Source organism: Galbibacter sp. (assembly GCF_035306585.1).
Taxonomy (GTDB): Bacteria; Bacteroidota; Bacteroidia; order Flavobacteriales; family Flavobacteriaceae; genus Galbibacter.
The window spans coordinates 1-24,451 of the sequence record NZ_DATGNU010000010.1 but is presented as its reverse complement, the minus strand read 5'-3'; the positions used below and the strand labels follow the sequence as shown (position 1 = coordinate 24,451).

The 24,451-nt window shown below is 39.9% G+C and carries 15 protein-coding genes and 1 tRNA gene; 8 read left to right on the top strand and 8 right to left on the bottom strand.

Annotated elements, in window-relative coordinates; translation table 11 throughout:
• Window positions 1–31: 31 nt before the first annotated feature.
• Window positions 32–916 carry a molybdenum cofactor synthesis domain-containing protein gene (locus VKY50_RS01355; RefSeq protein ID WP_324298074.1) on the top strand — a complete coding sequence of 295 codons (885 nt, stop codon included), beginning with the start codon at window positions 32–34 and terminating at the stop codon, window positions 914–916.
• 21 nt (window positions 917–937) lie between these two features.
• Here the strand turns inward: VKY50_RS01355 and VKY50_RS01350 are convergent, their stop codons facing one another.
• The 7 genes from VKY50_RS01350 to nirB form a co-directional block, all read right to left on the bottom strand.
• Window positions 938–2,401, bottom strand: a complete 1,464-nt coding sequence (locus VKY50_RS01350) for a rubredoxin (RefSeq protein WP_324298072.1) — start codon at window positions 2,399–2,401, stop codon at window positions 938–940.
• A gap of 72 nt (window positions 2,402–2,473) precedes the next feature.
• Window positions 2,474–5,998, bottom strand: a complete 3,525-nt coding sequence (locus VKY50_RS01345) for a molybdopterin-dependent oxidoreductase (protein ID WP_324298070.1) — start codon at window positions 5,996–5,998, stop codon at window positions 2,474–2,476.
• 461 nt (window positions 5,999–6,459) lie between these two features.
• Window positions 6,460–7,101, bottom strand: coding sequence for a response regulator transcription factor (locus VKY50_RS01340; protein ID WP_324298068.1), 642 nt, complete (start codon window positions 7,099–7,101; stop codon window positions 6,460–6,462).
• A 56-nt stretch (window positions 7,102–7,157) separates the two neighbouring features.
• Entirely contained in the window at window positions 7,158–8,927 is a 1,770-nt protein-coding gene (locus VKY50_RS01335) for a PAS domain-containing sensor histidine kinase (protein ID WP_324298065.1), read from the bottom strand.
• A 33-nt stretch (window positions 8,928–8,960) separates the two neighbouring features.
• Entirely contained in the window at window positions 8,961–9,545 is a 585-nt protein-coding gene (locus tag VKY50_RS01330; RefSeq protein ID WP_324298063.1) for a DUF4202 domain-containing protein, read from the bottom strand.
• Window positions 9,546–9,557: 12 nt separating this feature from the next.
• The gene (gene nirD / locus VKY50_RS01325; protein WP_324298061.1) at window positions 9,558–9,935 is read right to left on the bottom strand and encodes a nitrite reductase small subunit NirD; all 378 of its coding nucleotides are present in this window, start codon (window positions 9,933–9,935) and stop codon (window positions 9,558–9,560) included.
• Window positions 9,936–10,002: 67 nt separating this feature from the next.
• Complete coding sequence (gene nirB / locus VKY50_RS01320; RefSeq protein ID WP_324298059.1) at window positions 10,003–12,516, bottom strand: nitrite reductase large subunit NirB; 2,514 nt, start codon at window positions 12,514–12,516, stop codon at window positions 10,003–10,005.
• 219 nt (window positions 12,517–12,735) lie between these two features.
• On the opposite strand from nirB, the gene VKY50_RS01315 reads away from it, so the two are divergent.
• The 6 genes from VKY50_RS01315 to VKY50_RS01290 all read left to right on the top strand — a co-directional run bounded on the left by VKY50_RS01315 (window position 12,736) and on the right by VKY50_RS01290 (window position 19,606).
• Window positions 12,736–13,461 carry a M15 family metallopeptidase gene (locus VKY50_RS01315; protein ID WP_324298057.1) on the top strand — a complete coding sequence of 242 codons (726 nt, stop codon included), beginning with the start codon at window positions 12,736–12,738 and terminating at the stop codon, window positions 13,459–13,461.
• Window positions 13,462–13,540: 79 nt separating this feature from the next.
• Window positions 13,541–14,008: a DinB family protein gene (locus VKY50_RS01310; RefSeq protein ID WP_324298055.1), complete on the top strand. Its 468-nt coding sequence runs from the start codon at window positions 13,541–13,543 to the stop codon at window positions 14,006–14,008.
• A 195-nt stretch (window positions 14,009–14,203) separates the two neighbouring features.
• On the top strand, window positions 14,204–17,434 hold the full coding sequence (locus VKY50_RS01305) for a cytochrome c biogenesis protein CcsA (protein ID WP_324298053.1): 3,231 nt from the start codon (window positions 14,204–14,206) through the stop codon (window positions 17,432–17,434).
• 89 nt (window positions 17,435–17,523) lie between these two features.
• Window positions 17,524–18,693, top strand: coding sequence for a trans-sulfuration enzyme family protein (locus VKY50_RS01300; protein ID WP_324298051.1), 1,170 nt, complete (start codon window positions 17,524–17,526; stop codon window positions 18,691–18,693).
• 57 nt (window positions 18,694–18,750) lie between these two features.
• Entirely contained in the window at window positions 18,751–19,467 is a 717-nt protein-coding gene (gene bshB1, locus VKY50_RS01295; protein ID WP_324298049.1) for a bacillithiol biosynthesis deacetylase BshB1, read from the top strand.
• Between the two features lie 63 nt (window positions 19,468–19,530).
• A tRNA-His gene (locus VKY50_RS01290) sits at window positions 19,531–19,606 on the top strand.
• Between the two features lie 269 nt (window positions 19,607–19,875).
• Here the strand turns inward: VKY50_RS01290 and VKY50_RS01285 are convergent.
• Window positions 19,876–21,456: a M28 family peptidase gene (locus tag VKY50_RS01285; protein WP_324298047.1), complete on the bottom strand. Its 1,581-nt coding sequence runs from the start codon at window positions 21,454–21,456 to the stop codon at window positions 19,876–19,878.
• Window positions 21,457–21,790: 334 nt separating this feature from the next.
• Here VKY50_RS01285 and VKY50_RS01280 point away from each other — a divergent pair.
• Window positions 21,791–24,451 (top strand): AsmA family protein (locus VKY50_RS01280; RefSeq protein WP_324298045.1); only part of this gene is annotated, 2,661 nt, incomplete at its 3' end.

The window sequence follows — 24,451 nt, the reverse complement described above, 5'->3', positions numbered from 1 at the left end:
GGGTATTATAAGGGTTAATTTCTTCAGAGGTATGGACAATATAGGACAGCATATTACAGCAAATTGTGAAACCATCGCACAGGTCGAAATTCAGATGAATGAAATGGCTTGGCAAGTGTATAATGAAGCCGTTTTTGCTGCTGTAAAAGTAGCCGTAGAGTTGGCGGTTAAAAATGCATCTGGGGTGATTCCTGGAGTACATATGGCAGCATTTGATGCCATTACCCTCTCACAAGAGCGAATTGAGGATGCCTTGGTCTATCAGCTCAGTCTGCAAGCCATCCACAAAACCTCCCTAGATACTCAAGCCTTGTATGGGCTTTCAGTTGCGGCTGTAAGTCTTCTGCAGTTGGTCGGTTCAAATGGAAGTGTAAGTTTTGGCGCCGCTGAAATTATTAAAAGTAAGCATCCTTATCTAACAGATAAGCGCATGTTTCCTAGTGGACTTAGCGCAGCTGTGGTGGTTTGTTCAGACAGTATTTCTGCGGGATCTAAATCTGATGCTGCAGGTAAGGCTATTATTGCTGAATTAGAGAAGTATCAAGTGAAAGTGAATCACTACGAGGTAATCCCTGATCAGAGCACCGTTATTTCTCAGCGTGCACGCAATCTTTCCAAGACCCATCATTTGTTAATATATACTGGCGGGACAGGTCTTTCCTTAAGAGATGTTACACCAGAATCCCTAGAACCACTATTGGAAAGAAGAATTCCAGGTATCGAGGAGACCATCAGAGCTTATGGTCAACAGCGGGTACCCTATGCGATGCTTTCCAGAAGTGTCGTGGGAACCATAGGGAACTGTTTAGTAATGGCCCTTCCCGGTTCTACTAATGGTGCTCGAGAATCTATGCAAGCAGTTTTCCCACACTTACTTCATGTCTTTAAAATCCTAAGAGGACAAACCCAGCATTAATTTGCCAGCTGTACTCCGAATTTAGGTTGTGGATACCTTTGGCAGTTGTATTGGAGTGAAATTTGATTTTGACGCCTCGCACAAACTGCAATGATACGCCACTGGTAATTGTTCAAATGGAGTGCCTTTTTGAATATTCTGACTCGGATCGCCGTAGCTTTGATCATATACAGTAAGGCAATCTGTACACTGATAAACCAGTCGTTCACTAAGGGTTTTTACCTTGGGAGCGTTTACTTCTTTAGATTCTTTTTTAGAGATTTCTTCAAGTTCACCCAGGCCTTGAAAATACTGTTTACTGAGTTCTATTAACAATCCAGGCAATTCTATTTTATCTACATCTAAAGCATAGGTTATATAGGTCCTGTTGTTAGGATCGAAATTTTTTGCGTAGCGTAAATTATAGGTAGCCCTTAGTTTGAGATGTGCTTGATCAGCGGTGGGTGGATTGCACTGAATGACAATGGAAGTGAAGTGAAATATCGTGCTGCCGCCCATCGATATGCCAATGGTAAGTCCATAGGTACTGATGTCAAAACTATCCAATTTAGAGACCAGAAAGTTTTTCAGTTTGAGCGCTTGAATGTCTCCAACAGGAAGATGCCAGTTAAGTTCTAGTTGCGAGTGACGCACATTAATCCCATGGCTGCCTAGGTATTTTTCCCATTTTAATTTGGAAGAAGCAGGGATTCCTTTAATGATAAAGGACTTCCAAGGGGTGATGCATATTTTGCCAATTTTGGACTCCCCGCAAAGCTCGCATAAACCAAGTAAGAATGGGAGGTCATAGTTGTTGTTTCGCCAGTATAAGCCTAACCAGTATTTGTCTGTACTCATTTTATTCATCCCCTCATAATAGGGGAAGGGTTGAAAGGGATTCTTTAGTGGGGTGTCAAAGGTTCTATTGTTGGTCTCTGTGCTATCGTTAATGAGTTCAAAAAGGGTGTCTATAGATTCTAATTCCTCCTGGATTAGGTTTTCAATACTTTTGGATATGGTGGCAATGTCCCAGCTGTATATTAATGCGGGATAAAGCTCTGGGGCATCCCAATTCGGCATTTGAAGATAGCAATACCAGTAATCCTCGTGCTTGGAGGCTATAAAGTTAATATGGCCACTAAATAAAGGAACTAGTCGCTGTAGCGGGTCAACGATGTTTACTTTAAGTTTTGGATGGAATTTAAACTGCTCTAAGATGTATAAGTAACGGTCACCAGTAAGCCAGGGTGTAGTGGTCAGAATATCAGTGGATACATAAGAGCACATAATGTTCTCCTCTTCTTTTTGATGTGGGTCTATGGGGTATAGATCAGCATTGAACGCTATATTTTCTTTCGATAGGTCGGTTGAAAATAGAATATCTTGTCTGGAACCAAAACTGATATGGTTTAATCCAGCTTCCATAAGTGCAGTGACAATCATTTTTAACTCCCCAGGTGAAAGAACCCCGCCCTTTATCAGCAATCTGTAATAGTCCTTTTTCATAAAAATACTGCGTAAACCTATTGCTCTGTAGTCAATAGGAGGAAAAGCAGCAACCCCCTTTGTTAATAGCCGTTAAATTAATGCGACTTGTTTCTTTAGCAGTTCTCTAATTTCTGTTTTACAGCTGCCACAACCCAAACCTGCTCCCGTCTGCTGACATAATGCTGTAAAATCCGTCTGTCCCGATGCTATGGCTTCTTGAAGATTGCCAAGTCCCACTTGTCCACAAGAGCAGACTAGTGCACCTTTAACTTCTTTATTTAAAGCAGTGGATCGTAACAAATGGTTTCTCTTATCGGATAACTCAATTCCCTTTGAAATCATTTCCTTGAATTCTGCGAACTCATTTTTATCTCCCATAAGGATGGCGCCTATCAAAAGATCATCCTTAACAATACATTTTTTATAATAGCGCTTCTTGAAATCTGAAAATACGATCTCTTCATAGGAAGGATCATTTTCTGGAACTTTAAGTGTCCCAATACTACAGAGGTTAAGGTCATTGAACTTTAAGATGTTCATGGGCACTGAACCACTATAGACACTGCTAATGTCTCCTGCGAGATAATTAGACAATACATCTGCCTGTTCTTCGGCTGCCGCTGTAATGCCAAATAACTGATCCTTAAATTGGGCAATTTCGCCGATTCCAAAAATAGAGGGGTCAGAGCTTTGTAAATGCTCATTTACTTTGACCCCTCTACCACAATCTAATTTTGCTTGTCTAGCTATCGCTATATTGGGAAGGGTTCCAATAGCATATACCACAGCATGAGCTGTAAATGATTTTCCACTTTTAAGGGTGATGGACAATTCCTGATGCTCAGCATGATCAAATACCGTACTTACTTCATTATCAAAATAGATTTGAACTCCACGCTCTTGAACATCCAAGGCAAGTAGCTTGCTAGAGGTCTTGTCCAACTGCCTTTCCATAAGACGAGATGACCTTTGAATGATGGTGATTTTCAAACCTTGATGTTTTAAGGCTGCTGCCAATTCAAGCCCCAGGAGTCCACCACCGACGATAACGACATGTTTTTGTGGTGTTGGAAGCTGGATTTGATTCAGGTGTTCTTTAAAACGGTCTGCATCAGCTTTGGTTCTCATGGTAAATCTACCAGGCAATTCCAACTGTGCCTCTGAAGGAATAAAAGAACTACTTCCGGTGGCTAGTATGAGTTTGTCATAACGATATTGATTTCCGTTGATATCGACAATGGTTTTGTTGTTTCTATCTATGGCCACAATACTGCTGTTGTGATGAATTTTAATTTTGAGTTTATCGAGCTGTTCTTGTTTTATTTTTTTCAATTGCTCCCATGATAATTCCTCGGTAATGTATTCTGGCAAAAGCACCCGATTGTAAAAAGGATGGGGTTCTTGCGAGAAGACTTCAATGTGGTCTGTGGAGTTTAAGTCTCTGAAATTTTGAACAAACCGAAAGGCTGCAGCGCCTGCCCCAATGACCAATATTTTTTCTACGGGCTTTACGTACTTTGCAATGGAAACCGCAGTAAATTTGAAATCAGGTTCTTTGGATTGAGGGTCGATAATGGTGTTGGTAAGGTTGTTTACTCTGCCGAGGTCACTTTGTAATATTTTTCCCCAGTGCATGGGGACAAACAAAACACCCTCGCGTACCGCATCGGTAATCTTAACTTTTAATCGAATGTTGCCGTTCCTACTTTTTAGTTCACAAATATCTCCTTGCTTGATGTGGTGGATGTAGGCATCCACTGGATGAATCTCAATTTTGGGTTGGGCATAATGGGTTTGTAACCGTGCCACCTTTCCAGTTCTTGTCATGCTGTGCCACTGATCTCTTATACGTCCGGTGATCAGAATTAGAGGGTACTCAGCGCTGGTAGCTATAGAGGCGTTATTGACACTATATGGAACATTGAATTTAGCCTTTTGATTCGGGGTGTAAAATTTATGGTCTTCAAACAGCCTTGGAGTGCCAGGGTGCGTATGGGTGGGAACTGGCCATTGGATGCTCCCCTGGGTTTTAAGTCGATCGTAAGTTAGCCCAGAGATATCAATGTTTGTGTTTTTTGTCATCCTACAGTATTCTCTGTAAATCTCCTCACTGGACTGATAGTTGAATCCTCTAAAGCCCATATGAGCGGCAAAATCGCACAGAATCTCTACATCTGCTCGTGCTTCTTCGGGCGCTTCGATCACCTTAGGTAGATAACTAATCCTCCGCTCAGAATTGGTCATGGTGCCTTGTTTTTCCAACCAAGCAGCAGCTGGTAGAAGTAAATCAGCAAATTTTGTTGTGTCTGATTTATGCGAGATGTCTTGTACCACCACGAATTTCGCATTAGCTAACGCCTTTTCAACCCTTCTTACATTAGGCATGCTTACTAGAGGGTTGGTGCCGACGATCCAGATCGCCTTTAGGCTACCTTTTTCTAAGGCTTCAAACATTTCGGTGGCAGACAAACCTGGTTTAGGAGATATCTTACTGACGCCCCAAAAGTCAGCAACTTCTTTTCGGTGTATTGGATTGCTTAACTCTTTATGAACAGCGAGTAAACTAGCCATACCACCAACCTCACGTCCCCCCATAGCATTGGGTTGTCCTGTAAGTGAAAAAGGACCGGCTCCGAGCTTACCAATCTGGCCCGTAATAAGGGAGAGGTTGATCAGGGCGGTATTTTTATCAGTTCCAATGACACTTTGATTCAGACCCATGGCCCACATGCTGATAAATCCTTCTGATAAACCGATCATATCGGCAGCCTTTTTAATATCCTTTTCAGGTACTCCACATATTCTAGAGGCTTGTTTTAAACTCACCGAAAGTATTTGCTCTCTGTAGTCTTGATAGTTGTCTGTATGGTTTTTAATGAATTCATAGTCGATTAGTCCGCGTTCTAATAACCGCCTACCAATGGCATTATACAGGACTATATCTGTACCAGGTATGAGTTGGAGGTGGAGATCTGCAAAATTTGCAGTATCTGTTTTTCTAGGATCAACAACGATGATTTTTACACTCGGATTCTGCTCTTTGTGTTTTTCGATTCGCCTAAATAGAATAGGATGGCACCAGGCGGGATTGGCACCTGCAAGTAAAAAACAATCTGCAAGTTCTATATCTTGGTAGGATGTGGGAACGGTATCCTCACCAAATGTTTTTTTATAACCAACCACACTAGAACTCATGCATAATCTAGAATTGGTGTCTATGTTGTTGGTGCCTAAAAAGCCTTTGGTTAATTTATTAGCAATATAGTATTCTTCGGTTAAACACTGTCCTGAGATGTAAAAGCCAACACTATCCGGCCCATATTTTTTTATAATGGAGCGGAACACTGCAGAAGCTCTTTTTAGAGCGTCATCCCAAGAAACACGTTCTCTCGGATGTGATTTGCTCCATCGCATTTCTGGATAGAGAATTCTGTCAGAGATATCATTGGCGACATAATGCAAATTCATCCCCTTTGAACACAACATTCCTTTGTTTACCACATGGTCGGGGTCTCCCTTAACTTCAACCTTTCCTTGAGGGTCTTTTGTCACTAGTATCCCACAGCCAACTCCGCAATAGGAACACGTTGTTTTTACTGTTTCTTTCCCTCTCATATGTGTGATTTTTTACTAAGTTCAATAAATATTTTTACAATAAAAATAACTGCAATACGATTTGCCAATGCTCAAAATTAAGAGGGTGTAATTTTTGATATTCCTAAATTTACCCCATTGATTTTGATGATATTAGGCTTTTGGTGCGCCTGGTTTTTCGAACGCGTTTGAACAAGACTGCGCAACATTAAATTGAGTTCAAGGGAGCATAGCATAGCGTAAAACTTAAGAGTATCGATAGGACTCTTACAGGCATGTCCACGCTCAAACTGTAGTTCAATTTGATGGCAATTAATGCTCAGTATAGTTCGTGTTTTTTATTTAAAATTAAGTAGAAATACTTAATTTGTAGAAGTGATAAGTGCTTATTTTAGAAGAATTATCAAATTAGAAACAGCAGCGTTTTGAAATGCGTTTCTGGAAAATTTAAGTGGTTGAAATTCACAATTTCAGAATAGCCCTTAAGTCAATTGATATTCACGCGCTTTGTTGGCGAGTTCCACAGGGTTCTTAACATCCATCTTTTTCATCAGATTAAAACGATGCACCTCCGCGGTGCGTTTACTGATTTCTAATTCATCAGCAATTTCTTGATTGCTCATGCCTTGTAAAACCAAGTTTAAGATTTGCAATTCGCGCTTGGTTAAGTTAAAATCGTTTTTAGACTGCAGTGGTTTTTGATCTATAAAATTGCTGATAATACTTGAGGAAACCTCTCCGGTGAAGAATTTACCGCCCTTTACAATAATGCGAAAGGCTTTGATTATTTCTTCTTTTGTAGCCCCTTTGAGCAGATAACCATCTGCACCAGCCCTAATGGAATTTAGGACATACCCTTCAGAATCATGCATAGAGAGTAGTAATGTCTTTATTGAAGAGCCCTGGTCTTTTAATTTTTGAACTACTTCAATGCCTGTAAGCTTAGGCATACGAATATCGAGAACCAGTAGATCCGGCACCATGGTTTGTACTAATGCTAATGCCTGCTCACCATCGTTGGCATCACCAATAATTTCAAATTCAGTGGAGTCTGCTAACATGGCTTTGATTCCAGAGATAACAAGTGGGTGATCGTCTACAAGGATTAGTGTATGTTTTTTCATCTTATTGGATTCTAAGTACAAAAGTAGTGTAAAATACGTACTTTAAGGCAGTTGATCTACATAGGAATGTTTAAAGTCACTCGAGTACCAACTTTTTCACTAGAGGAGATATATAAACGACCGTTGATGTATGAAATGCGTTCTTTCATAAAGGTGAGTCCCATGCCTTGGTGTGCATCTTGGGTTTTAGCATCCTGAGGATCGAAGCCTTTTCCATTGTCGTCGATGACAATACTTAACATATCTTCACTATGAGATATGCTGATTATGATCTGGGAAGATTCTGCGTATTTAATGGCGTTGTTAACGGCCTCTTGAACGATTCTGTAGATGTTGATTTCTACCAAAGGTTCGAGGCGTAAGTTAAAGTCTGTTTTATTTATAGTGACAATTTCTTTAGCTGTAAATTTTGAGAGTTCTTGGCTTAACTTTGAAAGCGAGGCAGCGATACCGTAATCGGCAAGTTCAGGTGGTGATAGGTTAAATGTCGCGGTACGGACTCCTTTGATGATTTCAGAGGTCAAGGTTTTTAATTGTTCGATTTTCTCCTGGGTGGTTTCTATATGGTGAGGTTGAACACTCTCGATGGTATATTTTAAGCCCGTAAGCATTTGTCCAATACCATCATGTATATCTTTAGCTATGCGGTTCTGTTCCTGTTCTTGATTCTCTATAATTTTAGATGAGAGTTCTTTTTGACGGTTCATCTCCAATTCAAAGTGTTCTTTAGTGAGTTGGTTGATCTGTTGCTCGGCTTTTTTTCGCTGAGTAATATCAAAACAAATAACTAGTAAAGCTTCTTGGTTATCTTCTCCATGGTAGGGGGTAATGGATATCTCGAACCAGCACGGTTCTCCTTTAGCATTGCTTCCCTGGACCTCTCCCTGCCAACCTGTATTTTTGTGGGTCTTGAGAATGTTGTTAAAATGCTCTTGATCCTTTTCTTCTTGAGCTATGAGTTGTGAAAATTGAGTTTCAGTATCACTAGGGTTGTAATTAAAAAACCTTGAAAATTTGCTCCCTGCACTGATGATATATCCCAGTGGATCAATTCTAGCGAAGAGCAAACTCTGCTCCACTGCGGAATTAATGGTCTGTAACTCATTGATGGAGTGTTGTTTTTCTTGACTAAGAATAGCAGCATTCCGGGCTTTATCTTGGGCGTTCTTTTCCGATGATAGTAGTTCCTTAATGATTTTACTACTGTATTTTGCCGCTGGTCTTAGGATGATGAAAAAGCCAACTAGAAGCATCACGACTCCAAGGGCAAGTAGAACTATCAGAAGGGTTTGAAGACTTTCTGTATGTTGTGTGATACGATTTTGGTAATGTTTGATAAGAGGATCGAGCTCGCTTAAATACTTTTCTTCAAGTTTTAAAACACCCTCTACCTTGGCTTGCAGGGTCGAAGTTTGACTTGGTGTCTCAAGTTGATCAATGGTTGATTTGATGCCCGTATAAAATCCTTGGAATGATTCATCTAAGGCTAGGATGAACTCCCTGTCTTCGGTTTTTAAATCTTGTAGTTTATGAATTAAAGAATTGTGTATGGTTTTCCATTGTGCTATAGCGGTGCCTAACTCTACTTTCGTTATTTTCTCTGGTGATTTATAGGGTATAGTGACTAGGGCTTTACTTATGCTCTGACTTAGAACCCGCTGCTTTAGGGTTGTGCTTAGTAAGCTGATGTCTTTTTTTTGATCCTTTAACTGAGTGTTGACAATGCCGTAGCCAACGAAAAAACAAATACCAATACAAGTAATGGTGATCAAGAATAGTCTTTCCAATCTCACAAAAGTTGTCTGATCTAGTTTTTTTGTCTCCACATTCATCCCTTTGTGCTATTGCGTATTCGATTTCTAAGACAAAGCTTTTTCAATCAAGGCACGAGTAGGGGTGCCAAGGTCCAAAGCTAAGGCTGAAGCTTGTCCTTTTTCGGACATTTTGGCCCAAGTTTTTTGAATAATGCCGATGAGTTTTTCTTGGGTGTGTTTTTCAGAAAAATCAACAAAGTAATAGTTCAAGAACACCAGGCAAACCACATCTTCAAGGGTTTGAGCATCATTGTTTTTCTTGAGTAGTTTTTTTTGAATTAAATCACCAACTTCTTTAATGAACTCTGTGTTATAGCCTACTTTTTCTAAAATCGATGCCGTAAGTTCCGCGTGCATTTTTTTGAGATCTGTACGCCATTTTAAGTACCCTGCACGATCCATAGGGTAGGACTGACGATCAATCTTCCAACGTGCAATATGCTGTGCTCGTGCTGCAATTTTCAGGCTTTCTTTGGCCTGGGGTTCAAATTGGTCAAGTGCCTCACTCATACGTTGGGCATATAACAATTCTTTAGGATAGTCTATGCCATTATAAGATTCAGTATTTGGATCCTCGGCATTGAGTTGATCGATCTGTTGAATGGCTTGTTGAAATTTCTCTTGACTCATTTGTTGGTGTAATTAATCCACAAAGCCAATATACACATTTTCGTTTTCAATTTTGATGGGATAGGTGGCTAATTTGAGATGATCTCCACATAAACTTTCACCATTTTCTAGAGAGAAGGTTTTTTTGTGCAAGGGGCAAGCTACCTTGGGAATTCCACTAAGATCACCAATCATTCCCCTGGATAGCACCATTTCCATTTTATGAGGACACAGATTTTGACAGGCATACCACTGTTTACCTCGACCAAAATTATAGACGGCTATTTGTTTGAATTTGTATTTCACACATGCACCGGCATTTTCTGGAAAATCAGAAACTATTCCCGCTTTAAACCAATGCATAACTTTGTGTTCAGGGACGGTGTCGTATTGTTGGAGTAGTTGTTCCATAGTCTACTATTTATGTTTTGAAAATGTTTTAAAATCACAATCAATTTATGGGTGTTATCATCTCAAATTAAGTCCATGCCCTGGGCATCTTCTGGTCTCTTAAGGGTATAAAAGTAAGAGTGTCATCGCTGTGGTCAGAGTTGACAAAATGTTTAAAGCGCTTACTCATCTCTGGGTCTTCTATAGCTTGTTTCCATTCACACTCATAGTGATTTACCAGGCCTTGCATTTCATTTTCTAGTTCTGTAGCTAGTCCTAGAGCATCATCTACTATCACTTTTTTAAGATAGGATATTCCTCCGTCTAATTTCTCAAGCCATGCAGCCGTTCGCATCAGCGGTGCTGCAGTTCGAATATAGTACATCAAAAAGCGGTCTAAGTATTGGATACACGTCTTTTCATCTAATTGCTGCGCTAGTAGTATGGCATGTTTAGGGTTTGCGCCCCCATTGCCACATACGTAAAGGTTCCAACCGCCTTCCACAGCAATAAGTCCAAAATCTTTACCTCTAGCCTCCGCACATTCCCGTATACACCCGGAAACACCACCTTTGAGTTTGTGTGGTGATCTTAGGCCTCTATACCTGTTCTCAATTTCAATGGCAAAGGACACGCTTTCGTGCATACCAAAACGACACCAGGTAGAACCTACACAACTTTTAACGGTGCGCAATGATTTGCCATAAGCATGTCCACTTTCAAATCCAGCCTCGATAAGTTCTTTCCATATAAGGGGGAGCTCATGTAATTGAGCTCCGAACAAATCGATTCGTTGTCCCCCGGTAATTTTGGTGTAGAGGTTAAATTTTTGAGCGACCTCTCCCAGAACGATCAGTTTTTCTGGGGTAATTTCACCACCAGCTACTCGAGGAACAACCGAATAGGTGCCATTTCTTTGAATATTCGCTAAAAAGCGATCATTAGAATCTTGAATTTCGACTTGTCTATTGGCTGTTTCCATATAGATACTTGAAAAAAGAGAGGCCAATAATGGCTTGCAAGTTTCGCATCCATTGCCGCTGCCAAATAGGTTCAAAGCTTGATCAAAAGTGATGATTTTATTAATTTTGATCAGGTCATAGAGTTCTTGTCTATTATAATTAAAGTGTTCACAAATGGTTTGTTTCACTTCTTTACCAAAGGATTTCAATGTGCTTTCCACAAGGTCGCTTACCATGGGTTTGCAGCCACCACAACCTGTTGTGGCTTTAGTTGCGCTTATCACATCAGAGAGGCTACTACAGCTTCCATCTTTAAGTACTCCGCATATTTGTCCTTTGCTGACACTCTCACAGGAGCAAATCTGTGCAGTATCCGGTAGGTCTAGTACATTGGCTGAGCTGCTAGTTTCAGCACCACGAGACCCTAAAATGAGGTCTTCTGGGTTTTCTGGAAGCTTTATTTGGTTGCTGTACAATTGGAAAAGAGCGTGGTAGTCTGAGGTGTCTCCAACTAGGATTCCTCCCAATAGTTTTTGGCCATCTTTACTTATGTTAATTCGTTTGTAGATGCCCTTGAACTTGTTTTCATAGGTAATCACAGAAACACTTTTATCTGAGATAAAAGGATCGCCAAAACTCCCTACTTCAGTTCCTATGAGTTTTAATTGCGTGGACATGTCGATTTCGGAGTCCATAGTGTGCTTCGGGTCTTCCAGTAGCTGTGCTACAGCCACCTTTGCCATGTCATAGCCTGGCGCTACCAAACCATAGATGGATTGGTTGTAGAGCGCAACCTCTCCAATGGCATAAATATCTTTTTCTGAGGTTTGCATTTTGTTGTTCACTTGGATTCCTCCGCGATCACCAACGGCAATCCCAGCAGCTCTAGCCAATTCATCTCTAGGGCGTATTCCTGCAGAAATGATTAAGATATCAGATTTTAATTGGGTGTTATCACTAAACTCCATAGCTGCTATGGCGGAGTCACCTAGGATAGCTTTGGTAGATTTTTCTAATAGGACACTTATGCCTAAATGTTGAATTTTTGAGACCAATAAAGTGCTAGCGGCCTCATCGAGCTGTCTTGGCATTAGACGTGAAGCAAATTCTATAACATTGGTGTTCAGTCCTAAGGCCTTGGCCGCGTTTGCCGCCTCTAATCCCAGAAGACCACCGCCTAAAACAGCGGCTTCATTTCGTCCCTGTTTTTTGAGTTGTTTTACATAGGTTTTGATGGCCTCCAAATCCTCTAATGTTCTGTAGACAAACACTCCTTTTTTATCGAGTCCCTCTATAGGGGGGATAAAAGCTGAAGATCCTGTTGCAATGATAAGGGAGTCATAAGGGAAGGCTTCATTTTTATAGGTGATAATTTGCTTGTTCTTGGTATCAATTTCTGACACCAAGGAAGAGGTGTGTAATTTGATATTGTTTTCTTTGTACCAATCTGCCGAAGCGAGCAAAAGCTGCTCCGCGGATTTTTCATTCATATATTCACTTAAATGAACTCTATCATATGCCGGTCTTGATTCTTCTCCAAAAACCGTAATGTCAAATTCATCACTTCTGTCGGAGCTCACCAGTTTTTCACAGAACTTATACCCGACCATACCATTTCCGATTACAATAAGTTTTTTCATATATAAGTGATTTACGTATCAAATATACGTATAAATACTTATTTGTAGTTTGATAATAGAGGTTAAAACTACGTAGAGTATCTATTTTTAAGGATATTGAAAATTTGAGCGCTCATTTTAAGGATTGTTTAAAATTAAGGGGGTTGAACTTCCGATTTGAATGTTCGATCAAATGGGGATCCCTAAATTTTTTCTACATTTGAAAAACAAGTTTTTTACATGAAGTTATTTTTAGTACTTAGTATAGTTGGCCTCTTTATGAGTTGTAAAGAGCCCTCGCAAAAGAAATCAATCCAGCAGCTGAACCTTGCAACAGTTGACACAGTTGCAGCAGTAGATACCGTTGCAAAGTTGCCTGAGGTGGTGAAAAAACAAGTGCCCGATTTAAGTACCCTTGCCGATACCACCTTTGTACGACTAGCAGATTATAGTGATGACTTTGTGTACGACATGCGCTATGCTACTGAAAATAATTTTTTAAAAGCTCAGGTATATCAATGTGGGGAGTGCTACGTTCGGGCGATTACCGCCAAGGCTCTAATAAAAGCAAACAAAGCCTTTATGGAGCAAGGGTATCGTATCAAGTTTTTTGATTGTTACCGCCCTCATGACGTGCAAAAGAAAATGTGGGAGATTGTTCCAAATGCTACTTATGTGGCAAACCCGGCAAAGGGTTCCATACACAATAAAGGTGGAGCGGTAGATATCACCTTGACTACCTTAGAGGGGGAGCAACTCGATATGGGAACTACATTTGACTTTTTTGGAAGAAAGGCAAGACATGCTTATCAAGAACTTCCTAAGCAGGTGTTGGATAATAGAAAGCTCTTGAAGTCGGGAATGGAAGCCTATGGTTTTGGAGCAATTACATCTGAATGGTGGCATTATAATTACCGCCCCACTTTGGGATATCCGATAGCCAACTTTCGTTGGGACTGTGAGTAGAGGCGTTTTGCTGAATTGCTGTATAAGGCTACTTATACTATAAATCTACTGATAAATTAAAGCAAAAAAATCAAACCTCATGGATCAATCAGCCGAAGGAATGCGAATGAGTAGTCTTTTTGAAGATTTGTATAACCAAGAGCCATGGTTGGATGTGACCATTGTTTCAAAATTGAATAGTCTTACCGCAAGCAAGGCTGCGGCAAGACCACTTGATAATTGTAATACCATATGGGAGATTGTTTATCACATGATAAACTGGAGGGAAAATGTCTTGAAGCGCGTTAATGGAGAGGTGTTGAAGACTCCAAAGAATAATTATTTTAAAGAAATTATGGACACCTCTGATAGAGCATGGATAAAAACATTGGAAGCCTTTCAGCAAAGCCAACAAGCATGGATACTATACTTGGAGACGATCACTGAAGATGATTTGGCAAAAGTATATGCCCCAAACCAGATGAATTATTACAAACATATCCATGGCATATTACAACATGACGCCTATCATCTTGGTCAAATTGTACTGCTTTTAAAGTTTGTTTAGGGGGGCAAAATCTGCTGAACTTTCTTGAACTTTTTTTTTAACGATACACTGAATTTGACTGCTGTGGTTCTAATTAGGGCAATATTGTCGGATTCCTCTCAAATCCCCATAATTAAATGAATTTTTAACGTTTAAACTCCTAAAAAGGCCTTATTTTTGCCGTCGGAAAATCAATTGGTAAAATCAGAATATCTAATGTTAGACTCCCTTAAGAAAATACTATTCTCTACGCGTTTAATGGCCATCTTGTTTGTAGTATTTGCAGTAGCCTTGGCCATGGGTACCTTTATCGAAAGTTGGTACAATACAGAAACCTCAAAAATTTGGATATATAACACCTGGTGGTTTGAATTGATCATGTTATTCTTTGTGATCAACTTCTGCGGTAACATCAAGCGTTATAACTTGGCCAAAAAAGAAAACTGGCCCGTTTTAATGCTTCACCTTTCATTTATTATCATACTGATAGGAGCAGGCGTTACTCGTTATATAGGTTATGAAGGAATCATGCCGATACGTGAGGGGCAAACTGTAGACTACATGTTAACCCAGAAAAAGTATGTGACTGTACTGGTTGACGGGGAGATCAATGGTGAGCCAAAAAGAAAATCGTTGCAAGACGAAATAATGGTTTCCAAAATGGGACGCAAAACATCCCTTCCTTGGAAGTCGGATTTCAACGGACAGGATTTTGAAATTTCCTATGCCGGTTTTATTCAAGGAGCCGAAGAGGGGCTTGTTGAAGACGAAAATGGTGAGACTTACCTCAAGCTTGTTGAAGCTGGTGGAGGAGATCGCCATGATCATTATTTAAAAGAAGGCGAAGTTGCCAATGTCCACAATATCTTATTTGCTTTAAACAAGCACACACCAGGAGCTGTCAATATCACCATTACAGATACTTTAAGTACTATTGAACCTCCATTTGAAGGCACCTATTTGCGTATGGCAGACCAATTCCAAGGGGAGGTGACTAAGGATAGTGTACAACCGCTAATGTATCGTTCGCTATATTCCATGGCTGGAATGCAGTTTGTGCTACCAGACCCTGTGGTTAAGGGATACTACGGAATTGTAGAGACGGAGCAAAAAATGGCGAATCAGGCTGATGCTTTGATTTTAGATGTCACTACCAACGGTGAAACGAAACAAGTACGACTTCTAGGAGGTAGTGGGATTATTAGTAAACCAGAATCTATTTCTGTTGGAGGTTTAGACTTTCACCTGAGTTTTGGTTCTATTAAGGTAGAATTACCATTTAGTATTACATTAAACGACTTTGTCGCTGAGAAATATCCTGGGACTGAAAAAGGCTATTCTTCTTATATGAGTAGAATTACCGTAAATGATGAGCGTACTTTTGATTTTGATATTTATATGAACCACGTGCTTGATCACGGTGGTCACCGTTTCTTCCAAGCAAGTTTTAATCCTGATGAAAAAGGAACCATACTTTCTGTGAATCACGACTGGTGGGGAACTTGGATAACATACCTCGGTTACACAATATTGTATATCGGTCTTATCGCCATTATGTTTGTAGGGAACACAAGATTTAGAAAATTAGGAAAAATGCTTAAAAAAGTTAAGGCTAAGAAAGCAACTATGACTGCTGTTCTTGCACTATTTCTTGTAGGAAATACTTGGGCCCAGGTTTATGAGAATGAACCCAACAAGGATGAGCACGAACATGCGCATGTTCAGCAAGAGGAAGTAGAGGCTGTTGACAATGCCCACCTCCATAGAGCACCGACCAAGCATGAGGTTGATTCTATTTTAAAAACGACCATAGTAAGCAAAGAACACGCTGCCAAATTTGGAGCCTTGGTGATTCAGGATTACGAAGGAAGAATGAAGCCTGTAAACACATTTGCATCTCAATTGATGCGTAAAATACATGGTTCTGAAACATTCAACGGTATGGATGAAAATCAGATCCTACTCTCCATGTTACAAAACCCTCCACTGTGGTATAATGTGGAGTTTGTCTATATCACAAAGAAGAATGATAGTATTCGTAAGATAGTCAATGCGCCAGAGGGTCAAAAGTACCTCAAAGCTGTTGATTTCTTTGAAGGCCTTGATTATAAGTTAGGTCCATATTTAGAGGAGGCCTATAGCACCAATACACCTAATCAGTTTCAAACGGATTTCAAAAACTTTGATTTAAAACTGGGTCTTTTAAATCAGGCCTTAGGTGGGAACATTCTACGTATTTTTCCTTTACCAGAAGACGAAAATAATAAGTGGATTTCGCTAACGGATTACCAGAAAGGGGATTTCCATGTAAGTGATAGTCTTTATGCCAACTTTATCAACAAGTCTTTGTCATTTTACCTAATGACCTTGGAGAATGCGAAACGCACTGGAGACTACAGTCAAGCGGATAAGTTACTTGAGGCATTTAAGCAAAACCAAAAAAACTATGGTGCTGAGGTTATGCCGTCGGATCGTAAAATTGAAGTTGAGCTAAAGTATAATCAATTCAATATTTTTGAAGAGCTTCTGAATTGGTATGGTCTTATCGGTATCCTATTGTTCACGGTGATTATCTTGCAAATATTCAAGGAGAAGTCCGTGTACACAACTATCATTAAGCTCGGTAAAATCGCACTCTTTGTTTGTTTCCTACTGCATACAGCAGGATTGATTGCGCGTTGGTATATCAGCGGACATGCACCTTGGAGTGATGCTTATGAAAGTATTTTATTTGTGGGTTGGAGTACTGCGGCTTTGGGATTGATATTTGGACGTAAAAGTGACTTAACAATAGCTTCAACGGCTTTTGTGACAGCTATTATATTGTTTGGAGCACACCTGAACTGGATCGATCCATCGATTGCCAATCTGCAACCTGTTTTGGATAGCTACTGGCTAATGATCCACGTATCTGTGATTGTTGGAAGCTATGGCCCTTTCACCCTTGGGATGATCTTAGGACTAGTTACATTGTTCTTAATGATTTTCACCACGGAGAAAAACAAAAAACGTATGGGCATCAATGTCCAAGAGCTTATCATTATCAATGAAATGGCCTTAACTGTAGGTTTAGTGATGTTAACTATCGGGAATTTCCTTGGTGGACAATGGGCTAATGAGAGTTGGGGACGCTATTGGGGATGGGATCCAAAAGAAACTTGGGCACTTGTTAGTATTATGGTTTATGCTTTTGTAATCCATATGCGTCTTGTGCCAGGGCTAAGAAGTAAGTGGGCATTTAGTTTTGCTAGTGTTGTTGCTTATTTCAGTATTATGATGACGTATTTTGGAGTGAACTTCTACCTCGTTGGACTGCATTCTTATGCTAGTGGAGACAAGGTGATCACGCCAAACTCGGTATATTACTCAGTAGCCTTTGTTGTTATTGTTGGTGCAATCAGTTACTGGCGCTTTAAGAAGATGTATAAAAAGAAAAACATCGATTGATCGTTGAAATAATATAACAGATGTTCTTGTAAGTTGGATATTGAATTAAAGACAAAAGCTTTAACTTTGAACTTTAAGCAAAAAAACTTATGAAAACGGAAAATTTTAAACTCAACACCATCTGTACACATGTGGGTGAGCTTGAAGATAAACAATTTGGAGGAGTAGTTTCTCCTCTATTTCCTTCAACCGCTTACCCTTTTGAACATGTGGACCAAAAACGTTATCCAAGGTACTTTAATACACCTAACCAACAGGCTTTAGCTAAGAAATTGGCGGCTTTAGAATATGCAGAATCTGCCCTTATTTTTGGGAGCGGTATGGCTGCCATTAGCACCACCGTATTGGCATTTCTAAAATCTGGTGATCATGTTGTACTTCAAAAGGAACTCTACGGAGGAACCCATAACTTCATCGTTGAGGAATTCAAGCGTTTTGGAATCAACTATAGTTTTGCGCAAGGGAGACATGTCGATGAATTTGAAAAAGTCATGCAGCCCAATACCAAGGTTGTTTATTTAGAATCTCCTTCGAATCCATTATTATCAGTGGTAGATATTCAGGCCATTGCTAAGATGGCAAAATCAAAAGGAGTGCTATCAATGATCGATAATACCTTCGCTTCTCCTGTAAATCAGAACCCAATTAAACTCGGAGTGGATCTTGTAATTCACAGTGCAACTAAATATTTAGGTGGACATAGTGATATTCTTGCGGGAGCGGTGTGTGGGAGCGAAGCACATATACAACAGATTTATTCTCTAGCGAAAAACCTAGGAGGAACCTTAAGTGATTATACGGTATGGCTTCTTGAGCGTAGCATCAAGACTCTTGGCGTTCGAGTTAAGGCTCAGAATAGGAATGCTAAAAAACTCGCCAAATACCTCAGTAAGAACGAAGCGATTTCAAAGGTGTTCTATCCTGGACTTTCATCTCATCCAGATCACGATATTGCCAAAAAACAGATGAAGGGGTATGGAGGTATGATGTCCTTCGAATTAAATGAAGATATCGATGTTTCCAGCTTCATGGATGCACTACAGATTATAAAACCTGCAATGAGCTTGGCAGGGGTAGAGAGTACAATACTATCTCCGGCACAAACTTCTCACGCTTTGTTGAGCGCTGAGGAAAGAGAGGCTCAAGGGATTAGTGATCGTGTTTTAAGGTTTTCAGTAGGAATCGAGGATAGGAAGGACTTGATTGCCGATTTTGAACAGGCCATTGCAAAGGTAAGAGCAGAACAACTACAGGCATAGATTAGCTGTAAGGAATAATTGTATTGCGATACATTACATTAAAAAATCAAAATTTAAATGAAATTAGATATTCTGGCATTTGGAGCACACCCTGACGATGTAGAGTTGGGCTGTGGAGCAACTATAGCCAAAGAAATTTCACTGGGAAAGTCCGTGGGTATTGTCGATTTGACAAGAGGCGAGTTAGGTACTAGGGGGTCAGCGGCTATTAGAGCAACCGAGGCGGAGCAATCTGCTAAAATACTTGGTGTAGCTACGCGGGAGAATTTAGGCTTCGCAGACGGCTTCTTTGTCAATGATAGAGCGCATCAATTGAAAATTATTGAGATGATCCGTAAGTATCAACCAGAAATTGTTTTGTGTAATGCTGTCGAGGATCGACATATCGATCATGGCAAGGGGAGTAAGCTTGTCAGTGATGCTTGTTTTTTGAGTGGACTTTTAAAGATTCAGACCAGCCATCAAGGTGTGTCTCAAAATCAGTGGAGACCAAAACAGGTGTTTCACTATATACAATGGCAAAACTTGGAGCCTGATTTTGTGGTGGATGTTAGCGGTTTTATCGATACAAAGATGGCATCCATCAAGGCATATTCTTCGCAATTTTACGATCCCAATAGTGAAGAACCTGAAACTCCAATAACGAGTAAGAACTTTTTTGACAGCGTTGATTACAGGGCTCAGGACCTTGGAAGGCTCATTGGAGTGAGTCACGCAGAAGGGTTTACTGTAGAGCGATTGTTGGGAGTGAATGAGTTAGGTGATATTATCTAAAAAAGTTGATAATTTTCTTTGCAAATGAGGTAAATTAATTTACATTTGCATCCGCAATTATACGGTGGTTGTAGCTCAGCTGGTTAGAGCGCTGGATTGTGGTTCCAGAGGTCGCCGGTTCGAACCCGGTCTTCCACCCGAATGCTTTTAAAAGCTCCTTTTTTAAGGAGCTTTTTTTATTGGGGGATATGAGTGATAACTGTTATTTCGACTTTTGTCACATCAAAATAAGAATACTTGGAGACCTCTTTAATCTTACTAAACAATTTAGAGTTGTAGTTGCCTCTCAAAATCGCTCACTTAACACGGATCGGGAACTACCATTAACCCCATAAAAAAAGTGCTTCCTCTATTGCTAGAAGAAACACTTTGATCAAATAATCAGTAATCTGATTTTTTATGCTTTTCTTACTCTTGTGGAGTAGCTTTGTCTACAACAAGACGATCAGGTCTGTTAGCAACTTCCCAAGCAGTTTGGAATACCAATCTAGCCCTGTTTCTCAATAGATCGTAATTGATCTTATCTGGAGTATCAGTTACCTTGTGGTAGTCCTCATGGGTTCCGTTAAAGTAAAATATAATTGGAATGTTGTGTTTTGCAAAGTTATAGTGGTCACTTCTGTAGTAGAAACGGTTCGGATCGTTCTCATCATTATAGGTGTAATCCAGTTCTATTTGAGTATACTCCTTGTTTACTGCTTCCGATAATTCATGTAATTCTGTACTTAGTTTATCAGAACCGATAAGGTAGATGTAGTTTCTGTCTCCTTCTCTTTCTGGATCGATTCTACCAATCATATCAATATTTAGATCAGCAACAGTGTTTGCTAATGGGAAAATTGGGTGATCTGTGTAGTATTGTGATCCAAATAATCCTTTTTCTTCAGCGGTAACGTGAAGGAATACAATAGATCTTTCTGGACCATTTCCATCTGCTTCGGCTTTTTTAAATGCCTCAGCTATTTCTAACATGGCAACGGTACCACTACCATCATCATCAGCACCGTTAAATACATCTCCACTTGGATCAACACCTACGTGATCTAGGTGAGAAGAAATAACCACATATTCATTTGGTTTGCTTTTCCCTTTAATAAAAGCAACTACGTTTTCAGAATCGACGTCTTTAGTAACGCTTTTTACGTTTAAGGTAATTTGTTCTTCTAAATCTTGAGCTGTGTTATTGCTGTCGATCTCTGGGAATATACTGGTTGCAACAGCTTTATTAACGAAGATGTAAGGAAGTTTCTTTTCATCACTTTTTAGTGCCATATTTCCACCAGTTTCTGATTGGATGAAATAATCATATCTACGTTTTGAACGCTCGTAGTATTGATCGTCATAGTAGATAATTCCTTCAGCACCTTTGGCCGTTGCAATATCGACACGTTGACTTAGGGTCTCTCTCCAGTTGGACCAAACACTTGGTTGATCACTTCCAGTTAGGATGTAATTTCCATTGGCATCTTTTGGCTCTCCTATTTTGAAAAGGATGTATTTTCCTTTTACATCAAGATCCTTGTAATCTGAGTAATCTTCAGTTTCAATACCATAACCCGCATAAACGATATCAAAGGATTGGTTTGGTATGGTAGAAAAGGTAATGATACCTTCCCCTAAAGTGTAATCAGTATCTCCAACAGTGATAGTCCCACTTGGGATTCCATTGATTTCCATAGGAACTTTTTGGAAATACTTCTCGCCTCCTTGTGCAGCGGCAACATTTATATCTTGGTAGTAATTTTTAATATACTCCACAGCCTTTTTCTGACCTGGTTCTCCTGTGTTTCTTCCTTCAAATTCATCAGAGGCATAGATGTAAAGGTGTTTTTTTAAATCAGCCTCGGTAATGGTTTCTCCATAGGCAACCCTTTGCTTATGAGTAGCAACTTCATTTTGAGCCTCATTGCTGCTCGTAGTGCTTTGAGTGTGTTGCGCACTATTACATGACATGGCTATAAATAGCCCTGCGAATAAAACTTTATTCATCTTTAGATTGTTATTTAGCGTGTTATTTTTCAAATATAAGTTGACTCTTTGATATATTGGTAATTTTTGACCTAATTACTTGTTAAAATTGACTGTTTTCGTTTTTGTAAGGAATGATTTACTGATAATTTGCGCTTCTCTATGGTCTTGTGCTAAGGCTTGCTTTATAAGGACAGGTACAATTGTTTGCGCTGCGTATTACCTTGACGGTATTATAAAACGATAGACTTAAGTTTTATTGTAGCCAAAACTGTCTTGGTCTTTTTGATTCCGCAATTACCTGCGTATATTTGTCAGTACCCTGAACTGCCTCTTTCTAAGGTCAAAAAGCAGTATGTTAGATAAAAAAAAGATTACAAGACCCAAATGGCTAAGCATACTGCTGCGAATAGCGCTGTCACTCATTTTGTTATTTGTAATTCTTATCATTTTCATACAAAGCAAATGGGGTCAGGATATCATAGTTTCCAAAGCAGTCACTTACATTGAGGATAAAATTGGAACACCGGTCAGTATTGAGAAGTTGTATCTCACATTTTCCGGTGATTTGTCCCTAGAAGGATTGTATATGGAAGATCAAAAAGGGGACAGTTTGATCTATTCAAAGAACTTGCAGGTATCAGTGGCTTTAATGCCACTAATCCAAGGCAGTACGGTTCATATTAAAAATCTCGAATGGACAGGACTTAGGGCAAACATCCATAGCGATCAGGCGGGGTCGTTTAATTTTGATTATATCGTGGAGGCTTTTGATAGCGGGGATACTACGACAGTAGATACGACTTCTTCCACGGTGTTTTTGATAGATGCCTTAGCTTTAAGTGATATAAAATTGCGTTATCAGGATTTACAAAAGGGAATGTTAGCGGATCTCGATCTGGGGAGTTTGCTACTGGAAATGGATGTGTTTGACTTGGACCAAATGAATTTTGATGTGGCCTCCCTTGAGCTTAGCGATAGCAAAATGGTTTATAAACAAAGCAAAGCTACACCAAACAGTACGGCCTCTACTGATGCTTCATCTACTGTTCCCAAATTAAAAATACAGGAACTTCATTTGAAAAACCTCAAGGTAGCTTATGACTTGCCATTGGAGCGGGTATCCCTTGATTTGGAGCTGGGTAATTCTGCCTTAAAAGATGCAGATTTCGACCTCCCGAAAGCAAAGATAGCTTTGAATTCATTTGTTTTGGAGGATACTCATATTGGGTATACAGATCTTTCTACTACTGAAGTTACAATAGATACTACTTCTCAAGGTGTGGATACACCACTTCTATGGCCAGACTACCAGGTGGATGTTCAAGAACTCTCTCTAATCAATAATGAGATATATTATAAGGACGCCTTGGTGGAGCCACATCAACATTTTAATGCCTCCGACTTTCAAATTGAAGCTCTAACATTAAAGGCAGATGAATTACATTATGCACCAGGGGAACTGAAGGCGAATTTAGAAGCCTTCACCTTTAAGGATGCCAATCGCTTTTGGCTGAAAAACTTAGCTTTTGACCTAGGAATACAAAAGGAATCCGCCAGTTTATCTGGACTTGAATTTTCTACTGGGTCTACACGAGTACAGGGAGATATTGATCTAACCTATACCTCTGTTGAGACGTTTTTAAAGCATCCTGAATCTGCGCTATTTTCTTTAAATCTCCCTTTTGAGTTGGATGTAAAGGATCTTGGTTATTTCCAACCGGAACTTTTAGAAAACCCATATATGCAGACCCTGAGCACTGATGGGTTAAGTGGAAAACTAACCTCCAAAGGTAGTTTGGATAGTCTTACTATCGAATCCTTTGTAGTACAATGGCATAACAGTCTGGTAAATCTCCAAGGACTAGCGACTTCGGTTATGGAAACCGAAAAACTGCATGTAGAGCTTCCAGCATTGATGCTGCAGTCCAATAGGACTGATATGTACCGATTCATCTCCAAAGAAGAGTTGGCTTTAGAATTACCCGATAGTCTACAATTAAGTGGGAGTTTGTCAGGGGGACTCGAGCATGTAATAGCCGATCTGCTTTTGCACTCTACCCAAGGCGATGTGTCTTTGGCAGGGAATTTAGTATACGCAGATACCATCAAGTACGCTATGGATCTTCGAACCCAAGAATTCAACCTAGGTCGTATTGTTGGTGACACGCTCTTAAAACCGCTTACGGTTTCTTTAAAAAGTATGGGAGGTGGAAGTTCCTTAAATAACCTAACAGCTTCATTGACTTCTGAATTTGATTCACTTTACTATAACGGATATGACCTTAGTCCCCTAAAATTACTTGGTCAAATAACCAATGGAAAAGGCTCCATTCAAATGGCTTTCAAGGATGACAATTTAGACTTGCGTACTGATGTTGATATGAAATTGGACACTGTGAATTCTGCGGTTAACCTTGTGTTGGAAGTGGAGGGTGCTAATTTGTATAAACTTGGTTTAACACATAAAGATGTTAGAACCGCTTTTAACCTGAACGCAAAATTTCTTGGAAATTTAGAGGATTTTACCTTCGATAGTTATTTGAAGGACGGTGTGGTGGTTGTACAAAATAGTTCCTATGATATTGGGTTGATGGAACTAAGTGCTAGGATTTCTGAAAGTCAGACTCGTCTTAAGATCAATCATGATATTATCAAAGGAGCCCTGCGTTCCAATGTGAATCCACAGCTACTCAGCAGCGCCTTGGAAGCTTACTTTAAAGACTACACTACGGACTCCATTGTCGCGGATTCTACTTTGATGGGGAAAAATGCAGTAGTGGATCTACAATTGCACCTAAAAAATGGACCGCTGCTAAGTGAAGTGCTTTTGCCAGGGCTGAAGGCCATGGATACAATTAGTTTGGCTTTGGATTTTGATCAAAACAAGCAAACGTTATTAGCGCATGTGGATGCGCCCCATTTGAACTATCAGGATAATGTAATTGACGATTTAAAGTTAGATGTCAAAGGCGCCCGTCAAGTCATGGATCTAGGACTAGAATGGAAAGCAATC